15 protein-coding genes and 5 pseudogenes are annotated in these 16,852 nt (G+C 63.5%); 12 read left to right on the top strand and 8 right to left on the bottom strand.

The features are described from left to right. Nucleotides 1-214: 214 nt before the first annotated feature. The 7 genes and pseudogenes from AB4851_RS10005 to AB4851_RS09975 all read left to right on the top strand — a co-directional run. Nucleotides 215-787, top strand: a pseudogene (locus AB4851_RS10005) (zinc-binding dehydrogenase); the annotation flags it as partial. Next, nucleotides 764-1,300, top strand: coding sequence for a chemotaxis protein CheB (locus tag AB4851_RS10000; protein ID WP_414449162.1), 537 nt, complete (start codon nucleotides 764-766; stop codon nucleotides 1,298-1,300). The pseudogene AB4851_RS10005 and the gene AB4851_RS10000, both read left to right, overlap by 24 nt. Continuing rightward, the gene (locus AB4851_RS09995) at nucleotides 1,287-1,433 is read left to right on the top strand and encodes a hypothetical protein (protein WP_414447052.1); all 147 of its coding nucleotides are present in this window, start codon (nucleotides 1,287-1,289) and stop codon (nucleotides 1,431-1,433) included. The genes AB4851_RS10000 and AB4851_RS09995 overlap by 14 nt, the downstream gene beginning before the upstream one ends. Continuing rightward, nucleotides 1,420-1,593: pseudogene (locus AB4851_RS09990) on the top strand (chemotaxis protein CheB); the annotation flags it as partial. The gene AB4851_RS09995 and the pseudogene AB4851_RS09990, both read left to right, overlap by 14 nt. Before the next feature lie 107 nt (nucleotides 1,594-1,700). Continuing rightward, nucleotides 1,701-2,132 (top strand): CheR family methyltransferase, encoded by a 432-nt coding sequence (locus tag AB4851_RS09985; RefSeq protein WP_414447051.1) that lies wholly within the window; start codon nucleotides 1,701-1,703, stop codon nucleotides 2,130-2,132. A gap of 341 nt (nucleotides 2,133-2,473) precedes the next feature. Next, a pseudogene (locus AB4851_RS09980) lies at nucleotides 2,474-2,730 on the top strand (integrase); the annotation flags it as partial. A gap of 62 nt (nucleotides 2,731-2,792) precedes the next feature. After that, nucleotides 2,793-2,906: pseudogene (locus AB4851_RS09975) on the top strand (transposase); the annotation flags it as partial. Nucleotides 2,907-3,114: 208 nt separating this feature from the next. On the opposite strand, the gene AB4851_RS09970 reads toward AB4851_RS09975, so the two are convergent. Beyond that, nucleotides 3,115-3,795 carry a LysR substrate-binding domain-containing protein gene (locus tag AB4851_RS09970; RefSeq protein WP_414449161.1) on the bottom strand — a complete coding sequence of 227 codons (681 nt, stop codon included), beginning with the start codon at nucleotides 3,793-3,795 and terminating at the stop codon, nucleotides 3,115-3,117. Nucleotides 3,796-3,900: 105 nt separating this feature from the next. Further along, nucleotides 3,901-4,032: pseudogene (locus tag AB4851_RS09965) on the bottom strand (LysR family transcriptional regulator); the annotation flags it as partial. 138 nt (nucleotides 4,033-4,170) lie between these two features. On the opposite strand from AB4851_RS09965, the gene AB4851_RS09960 reads away from it, so the two are divergent. Continuing rightward, on the top strand, nucleotides 4,171-5,340 hold the full coding sequence (locus AB4851_RS09960; RefSeq protein ID WP_414447050.1) for a CaiB/BaiF CoA transferase family protein: 1,170 nt from the start codon (nucleotides 4,171-4,173) through the stop codon (nucleotides 5,338-5,340). 193 nt (nucleotides 5,341-5,533) lie between these two features. Here the strand turns inward: AB4851_RS09960 and poxB are convergent, their stop codons facing one another. The 5 genes from poxB to AB4851_RS09935 all read right to left on the bottom strand — a co-directional run bounded on the left by poxB (nucleotide 5,534) and on the right by AB4851_RS09935 (nucleotide 11,076). Next, nucleotides 5,534-7,252, bottom strand: a complete 1,719-nt coding sequence (gene poxB, locus AB4851_RS09955) for a ubiquinone-dependent pyruvate dehydrogenase (protein WP_414447049.1) — start codon at nucleotides 7,250-7,252, stop codon at nucleotides 5,534-5,536. A 12-nt stretch (nucleotides 7,253-7,264) separates the two neighbouring features. Continuing rightward, nucleotides 7,265-8,596: an acetyl-CoA hydrolase/transferase family protein gene (locus AB4851_RS09950; RefSeq protein ID WP_414447048.1), complete on the bottom strand. Its 1,332-nt coding sequence runs from the start codon at nucleotides 8,594-8,596 to the stop codon at nucleotides 7,265-7,267. 14 nt (nucleotides 8,597-8,610) lie between these two features. Next, a complete protein-coding gene (ripB, locus tag AB4851_RS09945) occupies nucleotides 8,611-9,138 on the bottom strand; it encodes a (R)-specific enoyl-CoA hydratase RipB/Ich (RefSeq protein ID WP_414447047.1) in 528 nt (175 codons plus the stop codon). A 36-nt stretch (nucleotides 9,139-9,174) separates the two neighbouring features. After that, complete coding sequence (locus AB4851_RS09940; RefSeq protein WP_414447046.1) at nucleotides 9,175-10,029, bottom strand: HpcH/HpaI aldolase/citrate lyase family protein; 855 nt, start codon at nucleotides 10,027-10,029, stop codon at nucleotides 9,175-9,177. A gap of 156 nt (nucleotides 10,030-10,185) precedes the next feature. Then, nucleotides 10,186-11,076, bottom strand: a complete 891-nt coding sequence (locus AB4851_RS09935) for a LysR family transcriptional regulator (protein ID WP_414439818.1) — start codon at nucleotides 11,074-11,076, stop codon at nucleotides 10,186-10,188. A 488-nt stretch (nucleotides 11,077-11,564) separates the two neighbouring features. Here AB4851_RS09935 and AB4851_RS09930 point away from each other — a divergent pair, with 488 nt between their 5' ends. From AB4851_RS09930 to AB4851_RS09915, 4 genes are all read left to right on the top strand, one after another. Beyond that, nucleotides 11,565-12,755, top strand: coding sequence for a CaiB/BaiF CoA transferase family protein (locus AB4851_RS09930; RefSeq protein ID WP_414442005.1), 1,191 nt, complete (start codon nucleotides 11,565-11,567; stop codon nucleotides 12,753-12,755). A 27-nt stretch (nucleotides 12,756-12,782) separates the two neighbouring features. Beyond that, the gene (locus tag AB4851_RS09925; protein ID WP_414439819.1) at nucleotides 12,783-13,757 is read left to right on the top strand and encodes a hydroxymethylglutaryl-CoA lyase; all 975 of its coding nucleotides are present in this window, start codon (nucleotides 12,783-12,785) and stop codon (nucleotides 13,755-13,757) included. Nucleotides 13,758-13,759: 2 nt separating this feature from the next. Next, a complete protein-coding gene (locus tag AB4851_RS09920; RefSeq protein WP_036033441.1) occupies nucleotides 13,760-14,143 on the top strand; it encodes a VOC family protein in 384 nt (127 codons plus the stop codon). 142 nt (nucleotides 14,144-14,285) lie between these two features. After that, nucleotides 14,286-15,731, top strand: coding sequence for an MFS transporter (locus tag AB4851_RS09915; protein ID WP_414439820.1), 1,446 nt, complete (start codon nucleotides 14,286-14,288; stop codon nucleotides 15,729-15,731). Here the strand turns inward: AB4851_RS09915 and AB4851_RS09910 are convergent. Continuing rightward, nucleotides 15,726-16,631, bottom strand: a complete 906-nt coding sequence (locus tag AB4851_RS09910) for a LysR family transcriptional regulator (RefSeq protein ID WP_414447045.1) — start codon at nucleotides 16,629-16,631, stop codon at nucleotides 15,726-15,728. The two genes, AB4851_RS09915 and AB4851_RS09910, sit on opposite strands and share 6 nt — an antisense overlap. Nucleotides 16,632-16,852: the final 221 nt, after the last annotated feature.

Below are 16,852 nucleotides of genomic sequence, written 5' to 3'. Positions count from 1 at the left end.
GGCGTCCGTGGCGTGCGCCGAAGCCACCCGCGTCGGCGTGGCGCGCCGCCGGACCTCCAAACTACAATCCAGCGTAAAAAAGCGCGCTTCGCCGCGTCCGGTATTAATCAGGTTTCCAAAATATTTCCGGTACACGCCTTGCGCAACAAAGGGAACGTCGCGTCCGCCCCCCGTTGCCGCAGTCGGGAGACACGCATGAGAACTTTCCGCTGGCACGGTCACGATCTGGGGCACCGGCCCGGTCGGACAAATGGCGACACGCAGCGCCGTGCTGCTAGGCGCCAAGCAGGTGGTGTAGATCGACCGCGTGGCGGAACGGCGCCCCATGGCGCATGAAGGCGGCGCGATCGCGATCGACTTCGACAACGAGGACGTGGTGGCTCGCCTGGCCGAGCTGACCGGAGGGCGCAGCCCCGAAAAGTGCCTCGATGCCGTCGGAATGGAATCGCACGCCACGCGCTCGGCCGATGCCCTTTACCACCACATCAAGCAGGCCTTCATGCTCGAAAGTGATCGCCCCCACGTGCTGCGCGAGATGATCTATGTATGCCGTCCGGCCGGCCTCCTGTCGATTCCGGGCGTATACGGCTGCCTGATCGACAAGATCCCGTTCAGAGCGGCGATGAACAAAGGCCTGACATTCCGCATGGGCCAGACGCATGTGAATCGCTGGACCGACGATCTGCTTACCCGCATCGAACGGGGCGAGATCGATCCGTCGTTCGTGATCACCCATTCGGTCTTGCTCGAAGATGGTCCGGACATGTACAAGACGTTTCGCGACAAGTTCCGTCGCGCCCTGCCGTCGGGCGCGACGGGTCGGCAAGGCGGAAACAGTGCGTGCACCCGCCGCACGATCGTTGCCCCGCCGGGGTTTGAGTGTCTCGCCGACCCGCTGCCCGGAGCCGGCTTCGGCCTCGCGCGGGTCCCGAGCGTTCGGGCAGGTGCGCAGATAGCGGTTGAAACCCGGCGCGCGGGCGAGCATGCTGTGCCGCGTGTCCTGCTCAGGATGCGAGCACGCTCGAGGCTGCCGTCGCGGTGGCGGATCGACTTCGAAGCGCCGCTCTCCCTCGACCAAGGACGATTCGTGACCCACTTTCCCGACACCGAGCACCGCACTCGCCGCTTTCCCATGGTAGGGATCGGCGCATCGGCGGGCGGCCTTGAGGCTATCTCCGAACTCATTTCGGCGCTGCCGTTCCCCAGCGGCATGGCGTTCCTCGTGGTTCAGCATCTGGACTTCGCGGCCGAGCCTGCTTGTCGAAATCCTGGGCAACCACACCGCGATGCCGGTGGTTGAAGCCACCGAAGGACTGGCGGTAGATCCCGATCGGCTTTATGTGATTCCGCCGAACACCCGCATGTCGATCGAACAGGGCCGCGTGAAGTTGCACCCGCGCGGCGAGCCGCTCGCCCCCCATGCCTGTCGATGACCTGCTCGAATCGCTGGCGTGCGATCGCGGCGTCGATGCCATTGGCGTGATTCTGTCGGGAAGCGGCTCGGACGGGGCGCTGGGCCTGCAGACCCTGCAGAACGAGGGAGGCATCACGTTCGCGCAGGATCTCGACTCGGCCCGCTTCACCGGCATGCCTCAGGCCGCGATCCACTTGGGCTGCGTCGATTTCGTGCTCGCTCCCGCCCGCATCGCGCGGAAGCGCTTGTCGGTATCGGGCGCCAGCAGCAATCCGATGCCGATACGGTGGAGAACAACCTGCGCCCGATCTTCCGGTTGCTGCAGAAAACCTGCGACATCGACTTCACGCACTACAAGCGCGGAACCATCGAGCGCCGGCTCGCGCGCCGCATGGCACTGCGGCAGGTGCAGTCGGTGGCCGACTACACGGCGGAACTCGATGGAGATCCCGCGGAAGTCCTGGCGCTGGGCCGGGACCTCCTGATTCGAGTCACGTCGTTCTTTCGCGACGCGGAGTCGTTCGATGCGCTCACGCAAACGGTGTTTCCGCGGATACTCGCCGACCGCGAGGCGGAAACCCCGATCCGGATCTGGGTGGCCGGCCGCTCGACCGGCGAGGAGGTCTACTCGATCGCGATCTGCCTCGTCGAGTATCTGGGCGAGCGTGCCAACGACATCCCAAAAACGAACAGTGCTTCGACAAGGCCAATCATTTAACGCCCTTCTTGCTGCAAAAATGCAAGTTACCCGAGTAGCGCACAGGACCAAACTGCTTCTCCGTCGAAGTAATACGCGGCTCACACAGCGCGTAGCTTGACAGTGCAAGCTCCTGACGGCGCCCCATGACGCACGCACGAGAATGAAAATCCGACGTGCATCAAGATGCACCCCTATCGCTAACAAATATTATCGATAGGGGTGCATTTTTTAATCAAACATCCAATTTGCGAAACGCGCCACGCCCGACCGTCACGCCGCTGTCATCCTGCGGTTCATAATTTTCGGATGCCTGATCTTCCGAGCTCGCTATCCTTTCCCGACCGTCCCCGTGCTGCATCAGCGCACGTCATATTGAAAGCTTCTTTGCCGCCCACCCGGGGCTCACCGAACGCGCCCGCGCGCTGATCGTGGGGGCGACGCCAGAGCCCGTGGTGCCGTGGGAAAACACCCGCATGACGTCGACGGTTCGAACGGCGGCTTGCGCGCGCCGAAGCCCATGTGTGCGCTTGAGGCCGATAACGACTATCAGGCGATCGGCGCCTGGCTCGAACGACACGAAGCCGCCGAAACTCAGCACGCCTATCGCCGGGAGGCGGTGACCTGCTCCCCGCGGTTGCTACGGTGACGGTGTAGAGTCCGTTCCAGAGAGGAACGACAATGAAGAAGCGATTCAACGAAGAACCAATCATCGGCCTCTTGAAGGAAGCCGAACCTGGCCTGAAGCCGGCAGAGCTGTGTCGCAAGTACGGCATTTCGGAAGCCACGTACTACATCCTCAACGCAGCGGGAATGACGAAGATCGTGGCGGAATAGGCCCTCCTTCATCGCCGACTTTGACCGGCGATTTGCCAAGCCGCCGGCGAACGCTCACGGCGCAGTACGACCGCGTGATGTACTTGTTGCAGGACTCGGCGGAGAAGCGTCGCCTGATCCATCAATACGTTGAAATCGTCGAGTATCCCGGCGTCACGATCGAGGTTCAGGTTGACAGCCCGGTATTGCCATACACGGAACTGGGTCCGCATAGGGTTGACAGTAAGCGGTCACGGAATGGATTGACCGCCTCCCCGTTTCGCAGGACACACACACGAAGATCCCGCCGTGCCCAAGTGTCGGAAAGCCGGACCACCGAAACGACGGAATTCGTGCCATCGTCCATTGCCGAGCGCGCCACGATTCCGATCCCGGCCCCCGAGGAGACCAGCTTCACGATAGCCCCGTAGCTGGACACCTGGACTCGCACGTCGAGCCTTCCCCCTAGCGCGTGAGCATGGTTCATCAGGAAAGTATGCAGCGCGGCTCCGGGCTGCAGGCTGATAAATGGACGACTGAGACAGTCGGCGAACGTGATCGTCTCTCGCCGGCCGACATCGCTTCCCCGTGGGGCCACCACCACCAATTCATCCTCACGATACGGGATGAAGTCCAGATCGGGATGCACGGCTTCCAGCGCGACGATCCCCAGGTCCGCGCGTCCCGAAGCAACGGCCGACACGATATCGTGGCTGAGCCTTTCCTCCAGCGAGATCCGCACCTGCGGGAATACCTCGAAAAACCGCGCAAGGTCGTCGGGCAGATGAGAGCTGATCGCGTTGTTGTTCGCGAACAGGGTCACGTGGCCGATCAGCCCGTTCGTAAATGGCAACAAGTCAGCGTTCATCTGTTCCATTCGGGCAACACAGTGCCGGGCGTGCTCCATTACGATGCGTCCCGCAGCAGTGGGTGCCACGCCGCGGGCGAACCGCTGGAGCAAAACAACTCCGACTGTCTCCTCCAAGCCCTTGACTCGCAGGCTGACTGACGATGGCGCGAGATGACAGCGTTGCGCACCGCGCGTAACGCTACCCTCTTCCGCCACTGCGAGAAATACCTCCAGATCTGTCAGATCAAAGCGCATTGCCCTTCCCCCGGTTCGACGTGAATTGTGCTGTCTGCATTCGCGTTTGGCAAACGCCGAGTTTGAATCTTCTCGATGGTCCATCCGGCGAGTAAAACGGATACTCGCCTCACATCGACCGATTGGATGAAAACGAACATGAACAGCGACACCCGCACCGGCCAGCCATTGCCGCTCGCCGGCCTCACCATCGTGACGATCGAACAGGCGCTTGCTGCACCGCTCTGCACGAGTCGACTGGCGGACATGGGCGCCAGAGTGATCAAGATCGAGCGAGCCGAAGGCGATTTCGCGCGAGGATACGACGACGCCGCCAACGGTGACTCTTCCTACTTCCTCTGGACCAATCACGGCAAGGAGTCGATGGTGCTCGACTTCAAAAGACCGGAGGATGCGGCCCTGCTCCGCCGCATGATCGAACGCGCCGACGTATTCGTGCAAAACCTCGCACCGGGTGCACTGACACGCGCGGGATTCGACAGCGCGGCACTTCGCCAACGACATCCCCACCTGATTACCTGCGATATCACCGGCTATGGCGACAGTGAGGCGGTGGGGGCACTCAAGGCATACGACTTTCTCGTGCAATGCGAAAGCGGCCTGGTGGGCATCAGCGGCGCGCCGGAGGCCATCGGGCGCATCGGCGTATCAATCTGCGACATTGGTGCCGGCATGAACGCGACCATTGCGGTACTGTCGGCGCTGGCGTTACGCGCCCGCACCGGCAAAGGCTCCGGCGTTTCGGTATCGCTGTTCGACGGTGCGGCCGATTGGATGACCGTGCCCTATGTACACGAACGCTACGGTCGAGGGGCGCCGTCACCGCAAGGACTCAAGCATCCTTCGATCGCGCCATACGGCGCTTACGGCACGAGCGACGGACGCCAGATCGTCATCAGCATCCAGAACGAGCGCGAATGGCGTCGATTCTGCACCGTGTTTTTGGGCGACGAGGCACTGGCAGACGACCCGCGCTTCGCCTCGAATAACGCACGGGTCAGCTATCGCGCGGAACTCGACGCACGGATCGGCGAGGCCTTCGCGCGCCGCTCGCTCAACGAGGCGCTCCAGCTCCTGGGCGAGGCAAACATTGCATATGGCCAGCTGCGCAATATAGCGGAACTGATCGAGCATCCGGCGCTGCGCACCTGGCCGATGCAGACCGACGGAGTGGAACTGCAGATGATCGCGCCACCCGTGCGTGCCCCCTGGGATGCGCAGCGCTTTGCTCGGGCGCCTCGCCTTGGAGAGCACACGGATCGGCTTCGCGCGGAATTCGCGAACACCAATAACGATATGCCTGTTTGAGCCGCACTGATTCTCGGCAAGCTGCGCGAATGGACCAGCAAGACCATCGTCGGCAAGTTTCGGGGTTCTTTTATCTGATATCCGGTATGGCGCGGTGGACCGAAAGCGCCGGACATCGTCGATCATCGTCCGCAGCGGCGTAAAGGCCGGCCCCGAATCGGCGCCGGCCTGGACCAAGTCGTGAGAGCCGGCCTCAGCGGAATAGGGTCGTCGCCAGTTCCACCACCTCGCTGCCCTTCGCGTTCAGCACGGCCTTCAGCATGTAGAGGCTGAAGCCCTTCGCCTGCGCCCATTCGATCTTCGGCGGCAGCGCGATCTCCTGGCGCGCGATGCGCACGTCCACCAGCACCGGATGCGGACGCGAGAACGCATCCTTCAGCGCCGCCTCCAGTTCCTCCGAACGCTCGACGCGAATCCCGTCGATGCCGGCGCCGCGCGCGATCGCGGCGTAGTCGGTATCGGCCAGGCGCGTATCGTTGTCGAGATAACCGCCGGCCTTCATCTCCATCGACACGAAACCCAGCGAGCTGTTGTTGAACACCACCAGCGTGAGCGGCAGCTTCAACTGGCGCGCCGTCAGCAGCTCGCCCATCAGCATCGAGAGGCCGCCGTCGCCGCACAGCGCGACCACCTGGCGCCCCGGAAGCGCCGCCTGCGCGCCGAGTGCCTGCGGCAATGCATTGGCCATCGAGCCGTGGTTGAAGGAGCCGAGCAGCCGGCGCTTGCCGTTCATCTCCAGGTAGCGCGCGGCCCATAGCGTCGGCGTGCCGACGTCGACGCTGAACACCGCGTCGTCGGCCGCCAGCTCGCTGACCAGCCGCGTCAGGTATTGCGGATGGATCGGCGCGTCGCCCGGCGAGGGCCGCGCGAGGCTGTCGAGCCCCTCGCGCGCGTCGGTATAGTGCTTGCGCGCGGCTTCCAGGAAGTGGCGGTCGGTCTTGCGCGCGAGGCGACCCTGCAAGGCCGCGAGCGTCGCCTTGACGTCACCGACCAGGCCCAGGTCGACCGGCACGCGCTTGCCGATCGCCGCGCCGTGATGGTCGATCTGCACCACCTTGGCGTCGGCCGGGTAGAAATTGCGATACGGGAAATCGGTGCCGAGCATCACCAGCGTGTCGCAGGACTTCAGCGCGTGATAGCCCGAGCTGAAGCCGATCAGGCCCGTCATGCCGACATCGAACGGGTTGTCCCATTCGACATGCTCCTTGCCGCGCAAAGCATGGACGATCGGCGCGCCGAGCGTGTCGGCCAGCGCCACCACCTCGTCGTGCGCGCCGGCACAGCCGCTGCCGCACAACAGCGCGACGCGCTCCGAGCCTTCGAGCAACGCCGCCAGCGCGTCGAGCCGGGCCGCCGGCGGCACGCTCGCCGTGACCTCGTAGCTGACCTGGCCCGGCGTGGCTTCGGGTACCGCCTCCAGCGCGATGTCGCCGGGCAGCACGATCACGGCCACGCCGCGTTCCTCGATCGCGGTGCGGATCGCCCGATCGAGCACGCGCGGGAACTGCTTCGGGTGGCTCACCAGCTCGACGAAGTGGCTGCATTCGCGAAACAACTCCTGCGGATGCGTTTCCTGGAAGTAGCCGAGCCCGATCTCCGAGGACGGGATGTGCGCCGCGATCGCGAGCACCGGCACATGGTTGCGCTGGCAGTCGAACAGGCCGTTGATCAGGTGCAGGTTGCCTGGGCCGCAACTGCCCGCGCAGACGGCGAGCTTGCCCGTCACCGCGGCTTCGGCGCCGGCCGCGAAGGCGGCGGTTTCCTCGTGACGCGTATGCGACCACGTGATCTTGCCGAGCCGGCGCAGGCTGTCGGAGAGTCCGTTCAGGCTGTCGCCCGTGACGCCCCAGATCCGTTCGACGCCAGCGTCGGATAGCGTTTTCGCCAAGTAATCGGCGATGGTTCGTACCATGGCAGCCTCCGCTCAGATAAGGTGAAGTTCTCGAGCCTGAGCCTGCAGCGCATCCCGGAAATCGGGGTGCGCTAGCCGGATCAAGGCCATCGCCCGCTGGGTGGACGACAACCCCTTCAGGTTCGCAACGCCATGCTCGGTGACCACGAGGTGAGTATCCGTACGTGGTGTCGTGACTGGGCCCGCCAGGCGACCGACGATCTTGGAGACGCGGCCGCCCGCCGCCGTCGAGGAAAATGCGATGATCGACTTGCCGCCGCGCGAGGCATAAGCCCCCCGAACAAAGTCGAGCTGGCCTCCGCTGGCACTGAATTGATGCCCATGGAGATGCTCGGAGTTGCAGGCACCAGTCAGGTCCATCTCGATGGTTGAATTCACGGAGATCATGTTGTCGTTGCGCGCGATATTGGCAGGGTCGTTGACGTAATCGACCGGATGACTCTCGATCGCGGGATTGTCGTCCATGAAGTCGTACATCGCGCGATCGCCCATGGCGAACGTGAACACCGATTTACCGCGATCCAACGCCTTGCGGCTGTTGTCGACCACCCCGCGCCGGACGAGTTCGACAAGCCCAGGGGTCAGCAACTCGGTATGGATCCCGAGGTGACGATGATCGGCGAGCGCGCCACATACCGCATTCGGCAAGGCTCCGATGCCCATTTGCAGGCACGCTCCATCCGAGACCAGCTCGGCAATGCGCTCGCCGATCGCCTGTTCCAGCACCCCGGCCGGTTTGGGGTGAAGTTCCGGCAGGGGATCATGCGACTCGACGATCGCGTCGACTTCCGATATATGCAACAGCGACCGGCCGAACACGCGAGGCATGTTGGGATTGACTTCCACGATCAAGCGACGCGCGGATCGCGCCACCGTGCTCGTATAATCGTTGTTGGTCCCGAACGTGAAATAGCCGTTGCGGTCCATCGGCGACACCATCACGAGCATCGTATCGACCGGAATGTGATCCGCGAACAGGCGTGGAGCCTGGCTGAAAGAATTCGGTACGAAGAACACCACCTTGCGGCCGCCGTCCTTCTCACCCAGCTCGATCAGTTCGCGTTCGGGTTCGCCCATGAACATGCAGTGCGGAACAATGCGACCCATCAGCGAATAGCGCAGCAGGGACGTCCTGAGAAAGGACTCGGCGTGAAAGTAATAAACGTCGAGGTCGTCCACATCGCCGGCTTCCGCCCGCGCAGCCAGGGCGGTGAGCAGCGCCGGCGGCTGGGCCATGGCCATGCCCAGCGCGACGGTCGAGCCACTGCGCAACGACGAAACGGCTTCGGTCGCTGACGTGAGCTTCGCCACATAGGCGCCTTGAATGGAATCATTGCGTTTCATGGTGCCGTCCTCCATCAGTAATTCGCCTCGGACTCGGGCGAATGATCACGCTTGTAGACCAGCATGGTGCGTTCGAACGTCATCACGCCGACGCCATCCTGATTCACCCCCTTGGTTTCGACAGTGACGATGCCCTGGGTCGGACGGCTGCGCGATTCGCGACGCGACAGGACCGTCGATTCGGCATACAGCGTGTCGCCGGCGAACACCGGAGCGGTAGCTCGCACCTTGTCCCAGCCCAGATTGGCGACCACTTTCGCGCTGACGGTTCGCACGCTCATGCCGGTGAGCAAGGCGAGCGTGAAGGTGCTGTCCACCAGCAGTTTCTTCCACTCGGTCTTGGCCGCATAAGCGGCATCGAAATGAACCTGCTGCGTGTTCATCGTCAGCAGCGTCATCCAAATATTGTCGACGTCGGTGATGGTCCGCCCCGGCCGATGTTCATAGATGTTCCCGGGCTCGAAATCCTCGAAGTACAAACCCGAGGTTTCGCGGTAGCGCTGCGCACCGATCCGACGATAGGCTGAAATGTTTTCACTCATGATCGACTCCTGTTTCATATAGGGTTCAACAAGTTCTTATCCGGCCGCGGCGAGCACCCGCCGCGCCTCTCGCGCGATCGCCTCGTCGACCATTCGACCGTCGACGATGGCGACCCCTTTCGCGGCCGCGTCAACGACTCGACGTGCCCAGTCAATGCGTTCGGGCAGGACCGAAAAAATCTCGTTGATGGCGGCCAGATGGGAGGGATGAATCGCCGCCTTGGCAAGAAAGCCGTTGTCGGCGGCAAATCGCAGGTCATTGCGCAAGGCCTCGGGATCGCCGAGCGCGAAGCACGGGGCGTCGATCGCGAGACGCGCATTCGTCACACAAGCCGCCGCCACGCGGCTGCGAGCAACTTGCAGCGCGAAGGCGCCCGGCTGGGCCCCGACATCGGATGCGAAATCGGCCGCACCGAACATCAGTGCCGACACCCTCGGCGCGGCAACCGCGATCGCGGCCGCGTTATCGACGCCCGCGGCGGACTCGATCATCGGCACAATGTTGGAAACGAGCCCGGCATCAGCGAACAAGGCCGCAATCTGTTTGACCATTTCCGCGGACTCGACCTTGGGCACCAACACGAAACGCGGCGCCGCGGGTGCCTTGACCAGCATCAGAAGGTCCGACAAGCCCTCCGTCGAGGACGGTGAGTTGATACGAACCGCCAGGCACCGCAAGGGCACCGTGTCCCGGCCGTCCTGCCGACTCAGCACGCTGCTCACGTTGTTTCTCGCTATCGCCTTGTCGCTGGCTGGAACCGCATCCTCGAGATCCGCAATCAACACGTCCGCGCCGGAGGCCAGCGCCTTGGGGAATCTGTCCGGACGCGTGGCGGGAGTAAACAGCCAGCTACGGGACTGAATCGTGGGGATGCCATTGGAAGAAGACATGACCGTTGTTCCTATTGGTGAAAGCAACGGGTTCATTGTCGGCACGGCGCAGTGGACGAACAATGCGGCATTGCCGATCGCCACCTTTGGCACATCCATAGGCTCGGGCTGTCGACGCCATCGAACCGCCGCGTGCGGCAGCGAACATCGGGCAAGTCAATGCGATGGCACCAGATGCTCCAGCAACAGGCGGGCATAAGCCGGCATTGCATCGCGGTCAGCCACGCAAACGCGCATTTCCCTGACGGCCCAGTCGTCGAGCAACGGCAACAACCGGATCGACATCGTGCGCTGACAGCGACGCGCGGCGGACTCCGGTACGACCGAAACGCCCACACCGTTTTCGACAAGCCGGCAAATCGCGTCGAAGCTGCTGAGCCTGATGCGCGGCTCGATACGACGATGTAGGGCGCGAGCGTGGTCCTCGAGGTAGGTCTGGAGCGCCGATGCGGCCGCGTAAGCGATGAAGTCGTGGTCGAGGATGGTATTGAATGCGATGCCGCGCAAGGATGCGAATGCCGGCTCGGCCGATGGAACCACCGCGCACAACCGGTCGTTGGCAAAGGCAAAGGTTTGCAGATCACCCGTGCTGGCGCCCGTGGCCACGACGCCGATGTCCGCCACGCCGTCGATCAACGCGGCGACGATATCGGCGCTGAGCCTTTCCTCGAGCGCGACATTCACGTTGCGATGCCTGGCGAGAAAATGAGCGATCGGATCGGGCAGGAACTCAGTCATCGCGTTGGTGTTGGCAAGCACGCGCACCGTGCCGCGCAGGCCCCTGGCGAACTGGCCAAGATCATCGGTAAGGCGCTGCATTGCCAGCAAGGTCGAACGCGCATGCTGCAGCAAGGTATGACCGACTTCCGTCGGCTTTACGCCCAGACGCTCGCGTGTGAGCAGCGGCACGCCTGCCGTCTCCTCCATCTGTCGCACACGAGCGCTGGCCGAGGGCAGCGAGAGATTCACGCGCGCAGCGCCGTGCGTGATGCTGCCGGCCTCCACCACGGCGACGAACAAACGCAAATCTGTCGTATCGAAGCGCACCGCTGTCTCCCCACGCGTTCGGGCTGCTGGTTTTCGCGATCGCCATGCCCGCCGAAACGACCCGCGCAAATCTCGCGAGCTGGAGCACGGCGAGTTCTCGATATTGCCGAGATCGTGCGTCGTTGGCTTTCCCTGGCGGGCTCGAGTCGCGATGTCGGGATGGACGGCGTCGGCGCCCCTGCCTCGTCGCGAAGCATTGCATTTGTCCAAGTATCGCTGCTCGACCGCTCGCCTACCATCGGGACGATGCAAATGAAGCATTCGCCAAATGCGAATGCTCGCGGGTCATACCCGGGCGCCGGCACCTCGCAGAAGCCAGCATCTTGCGATAGGGGCCAGATTTTTTCGACAAGGCCGGCCTGGGCGGCGGCCCAATATCGTTGCGCCTTTCTCGACAGGAAAGGGTGCTTGAACAAGCAAAGATTATCAACATGGCCGGAAAGCCGCACCATGTCGAGCAGACTTTGAACATGGATGGAGATACGCAAATGCAGCGACCGCTAGAAGGCATACGCGTCCTGGAATTGGGGCAGTTGATTGCCGGCCCGTTCGCAGGACGGCTGCTGGCCGAATTCGGTGCGGAGGTCATCAAGATCGAGCCGCCGTCGGCTGGAGATCCGTTGCGGAAGTGGCGAATGCTGCACCAGGGCACTTCCGTGTGGTGGGCTGTGCAGTCGCGCAACAAGCAGTCGATCACGCTGGATTTGCGTGCACCCGAGGGACAAGACGTGGTGAGGCGCCTGGTAGCCGATTGTGACGTGCTGATAGAAAATTTTCGGCCCGGCACGCTGGAGGGCTGGGGCCTCGGCTGGGAGGCCCTATCGTTGATCAATCCCGGCCTCGTGATGTTGCGGGTGTCCGGCTACGGCCAATCCGGGCCTTACCGCGATCGCCCCGGCTTCGGCGTGATTGCCGAGGCGATGGGCGGGCTGCGTCATCTCAGCGGCGAGCCCGGCCGCACGCCGGTGCGCGTCGGCGTCTCGATCGGCGATTCGCTGGCCGCGCTGCATGGCGTGATCGGCATTCTGCTGGCACTGCGACACCGGGAGCAACAAGGCGGCACGGGCCAGGTGGTCGATGTCGCGCTCTACGAAGCTGTTTTCAACATGATGGAAAGCCTGCTGCCGGAATATTCGGCGTTCGGCGCTGTGCGGCAGGCAGCCGGCAGCAGCTTGCCGGGCATCGCGCCCACCAATGCCTATCGCTGCGCCGACGGCCGCTATGCGCTCATCGCGGGCAATGGCGACGGGATCTTCCGGCGCCTGATGGACATCATCGGTCGAGCCGATCTTGGCGAGGATCCGGCGCTTGCGCGCAACGACGGGCGGGTGGCCCAGGTCGAGCGGATCGACGCGGCGATCGGCGACTGGACCGCTCGACACCCGCTCGACACGGTGCTCGCGGCCCTGCACGAAGGCCGGATCCCCGCCGGGCGCATCTATGACGTCGCCGATATCGCGACGGATCCACATTATCAGGCTCGCGACATGATTCTGGACACCGCGCTGCCAGACGGGACCCCCGTCCAGGTGCCCGGCATCGTGCCCAAGCTCGGTGCCACACCCGGTGCCGTCACCGCTCCCGCGCCCGAACTCGGGGCGGATACCGATACCGTGCTGGCCGGACTCGGCATCGACGCCGGCACGCGAGCCGACTGGCGAACGCGCGGCATCCTTTGATCCCGGATTCTCGAACAAGAGGCGAACATGCAAGCATCTCCCCGGCGTGTCTACATCCAGGAAGTCGCTACACGCGACGGCTTTCAGAACGAGGCACGCTTCGTCGACACCGACCAAAAGATCGCGCTCATTGATCGGCTGAGCCACTGTGGCTACGCCAAGATCGAAGTGACTTCGTTTACCTCACCGCGCGCCATTCCTGCACTGCGCGACGCCGAGGCCGTCATGCATGGGATCGCGCGCGCGCCCGGTGTCGTATACACAGTGCTGGTTCCCAACGTTCGCGGCGCGGAGCGCGCTTTGTCATGTCGTGTCGACGAGGTCAACCTGGTGATGTCGGTCAGCGAGACTCATAACCTCACGAACCTGCGTATGACGCGCGAGCAATCGTTCGCACAACTGGCCGACGTGATCCGGGTGGTCGCGCCGACCGGCACGGCAATCAATGTCTCGCTGTCGACCGTGTTCGGCTGTCCGATGGAAGGCGAGGTATCTGCCAATACAGTGCTGGCCTGGATGCAGCGCTTCGCTGAGCTGGGGGTACATGGCTTCACGCTCTGCGACACGACGGGAATGGCCTACCCTTCGCAGGTGGCCGCGCTGAGCCGACTGGCAGCCGACACCTTTGCGTCCCACGAGCTGACGCTCCATTTCCACAACACGCGCGGCATGGCGCTGGCCAATACGCTAGCCGCCCTGATTGAGGGTATCGACCGCTTCGACGCATCGCTGGGCGGCCTTGGTGGCTGTCCTTATGCCCCCGGCGCGACCGGCAACGTCTGCACCGAGGAGTTGGTGCATATGCTTGCCCTCGACGGCTACCAGACCGGCGTGGATCTCGCCGCCACGCTCGCGGCGGCCTCACTATTGCCGGACCTGGTTGGTCACGACGTACCGAGCCAGTTGCTCAAGGCCGGCCGCCGCCTCGATCTTCATCCGATACCGCGCAACGGAGCCGATGGTCGGCCCGAGCAGCGCGGTTGCATTGCCCAGGGAGCCTGACCATGCCTTTGATTGACCATCTTGACCATCTGGTGCTGACCTGCGTTGACCCCGACGCCACCCGGCATTTCTATACCGAGGTGCTGCAGATGCAGCTCGAAACCTTCGGTGCCGGGCGTCTGGCGTTCCGTTTCGGCAACCAAAAGATCAACCTTCACGTTCGCGGCGCCGAGTTCGAGCCGAAGGCTCACGTACCGGTTCCGGGCGCGCTCGACCTCTGCTTCATCGCCGCGGTGCCGCTGGCTCAGGTGATCGCACATCTGGAGCGCATGAACTGGCCGATTGTCGAGGGACCGGTGGAGCGCACCGGCGCGACTCAGAAGATCCGCTCGGTCTATGTACGCGATCCCGACCTGAATCTGATCGAGATTTCGGAACTGCTGTAAGCCCTAGCCGGCTGGCACCGACCTGGTGCCGCCGGCCATCGTCGTACCTCACGACATCGAGAAGACAAGCCGCCGGACCGGGCGTGAGCGGATGCACAGACATCCAGCCCGGCATACCGCGCGGTGATCCAGGAGACAAGACATGAACGGCAATCCGATCGGCATCGGCGGCCACGGCGCGGCGCCACCACACCTTTCAGCAAACCCACTTCCGGACACGGCCCGTGCGCCTGCAGCAAGCCTGGGCCAGGCAATGGACGACATGCCGGTCGGCAAGTTGCACCGTTTCGTGGTGCGCGTAATCGGTATCGGTCTGTTCTTCGACATGTTCGAGATCTTCCTGGTGAGTTCAATCGGGGTAGCCCTGCAAAACGAATACGGGCTCGATAGGCATAGCGTCGACTTCAAACTGCTACTGGCCTCTGCCTTCATCGGGATGTTCGTCGGCTCCTTGTGCCTGGGTAGCCTGGCCGACCGCATCGGGCGCCGACGCGCCTTCGTGCTGAACCTCGTCTGGTACAGCGCGTTCTCCCTGCTCGGCGCGTTCTCCGTCAATCCCGAGATGCTGGTCGCTTGCCGCTTCCTGACCGGCATCGGTGTCGGCGCGCTATATCCGGTGGCCGACACCTTTCTGTCGGAGATCCTGCCCAGGAATTACCGGGGGAGACTGGCGGCTTGGGCATATACGCTCTCCTATGTCGCGGTACCGGTGGTGGGTTTTCTCGCCGTATGGCTCAACCCGATCCATCTTGGCGCGGTCGCCGGCTGGCGCGTGATCCTCGCCCTCGGCAGCCTGGGCGGCTTGTTCATACTGCTGGTGCGGAACCGGCTGCCTGAAAGTCCACGCTGGCTACTCGCGCAAGGTCGGGTCGATGAGGCCATGGAGATGCTGCGCCGTTTCGCCGACGGCTCCGGCGTCGTCTTGCCGCCAATCACCCATGCCCTCGGGGGACGGGAGACCACGGCAACCGGCTTCCGGGAGCGGCTGGCAATCCTGCGTATGCCCTTGTATGGTCGCCGATTCGCGATGCTCGGCGTGTTTCACCTGTTGCAGGCCTTCGGGTATTACGGGTTCGGGACTTTGGCAAGCTTGGTGGTCAAGAGTCGCGGCTTCGACGTGACAGACAGCACGCTGTTCATGGCGCTGTCCTTTCTCGGTTATCCGGTCGGCTCGCTGCTGTCCATCCCGTTGCTGAACCGGATCGAGCGGCGCACCCTGGTGATCGCCGCGATCCTCTCGATCGCGGTATTCGGAATCGGCTTCGCCTATTCGAACCATACCGCGCTGATCATCGGGTTCGGCGTGTTGACCACCTGTGCCTCGAACGTTTTCAGCAATGCCTATCATGTCTACCAGGCCGAGATCTTTCCGGCGCGTGTGCGATCGACGGCGATCGGCAGCACCTATGCCCTGTCGCGTATCGTCAGCGGCGCGCTGCCGTTCATCCTGCTACCGGTACTCAATGACTATGGTGCAGGCGCCATGTTCGGCACCATCGCGGCCGCCCTGCTCACCGTGGCAATCGTGGTGCGCGCGCTGGGGCCGCTGACGACCCGGCGTAGCCAGGAAGAAATCAATCCGCTATGAGCGCGAGACTTCGGTAAGAAAGGCAACCAGCCTTGCCGCCTCCGGGGGCAAGGCATCAAACCTTCGGGCACCCAGCCACAGAGATCGGCGCGCCCATGAATCGGCCAGGCGCACCAAGGCCAGACCGGCAGCCACGCTTTCCTGCCTGACGGCCGCGCGAGGCAGGATGCCGATGCCCAGGCCTGCCTCGATCATGCGGCAGATGCCATCGAAGCTCGAGACCTGGATGCGAAGTTTCAAAGGCCGCCCCGCGTCGAGCGCGGCATGCGTCATCAGGTCAAGCAGCGAACTGCCGGCATTCAGGCCGACATAATCCTCGTCCAGGGTGGCCGCGAACGTGATGACGTCCAGCCCTGCCAGCCGGTGGCTGCGGGGCACCAGCAGCACCAGTTCGTCGTCGCGATAGTGGCGTCGCTCAATGCCCGGCGTGGCGACATTGCCGGCGAAAAGCCCGAGATCCGCATCAGCGTTGCGCAGCGCCTCGACGATCTCGCCGCTGAGCTTTTCCTCTAGGCTGATGCGAATGGTCGGATGAGCGGCCAGGAAAGATCCGAGATCCCATGGCAGGAACTGGACGATGGACGATGTATTCGCCCACAGGCGAACATGGCCCCGCACGCCGTTCGCGTAGTCGCCAAGCTCGCTGGCCATCGCATTCACCTGGTTCAATACCCGGCTCGCATGTTCATAGAGACCCCGGCCGGCCGGCGTCGGCATCACGCCGCGAGGATGGCGTATGAGCAGCCGGCAGGCTGCCACGTTTTCGAGTTCGGCGATGCGCTTGCTGATCGCCGACAACGTCAACTGCCCGGCCTCGGCGGCCTTTGTCAGGCTGCCGTGTTCAACCACGAGCAGGAACACCCGCAAGGATTGCAAATCGATATGGAGAGGATTGACCATGGGCGCAGTGGGTGGCTAGCGAGCTTCGCCACTCGGAAATCCAGCCGGTACCCGCGATGGGCGGTCCGGCGTGGGCTCGCAGGCAATCAGTCTAATCCACCGGCGCACGCCCGACTTTCCATTACGAAAAGCGGGCTTGAACAGAGGGCAAGCATGAGCCCAACGGATCTCGGCACAATGACCGGGAACGATTTCTCTTCCATGCCTCGATGACAGCGCCC

Origin of the sequence: Burkholderia sp. 22PA0099 (assembly GCF_047497165.1) — a bacterium.
Classification (GTDB): Bacteria; Pseudomonadota; Gammaproteobacteria; order Burkholderiales; family Burkholderiaceae; genus Burkholderia.
The sequence above is the reverse complement of the archived record's forward strand: the minus strand, read 5'-3'. Positions and strand labels throughout refer to the sequence as shown.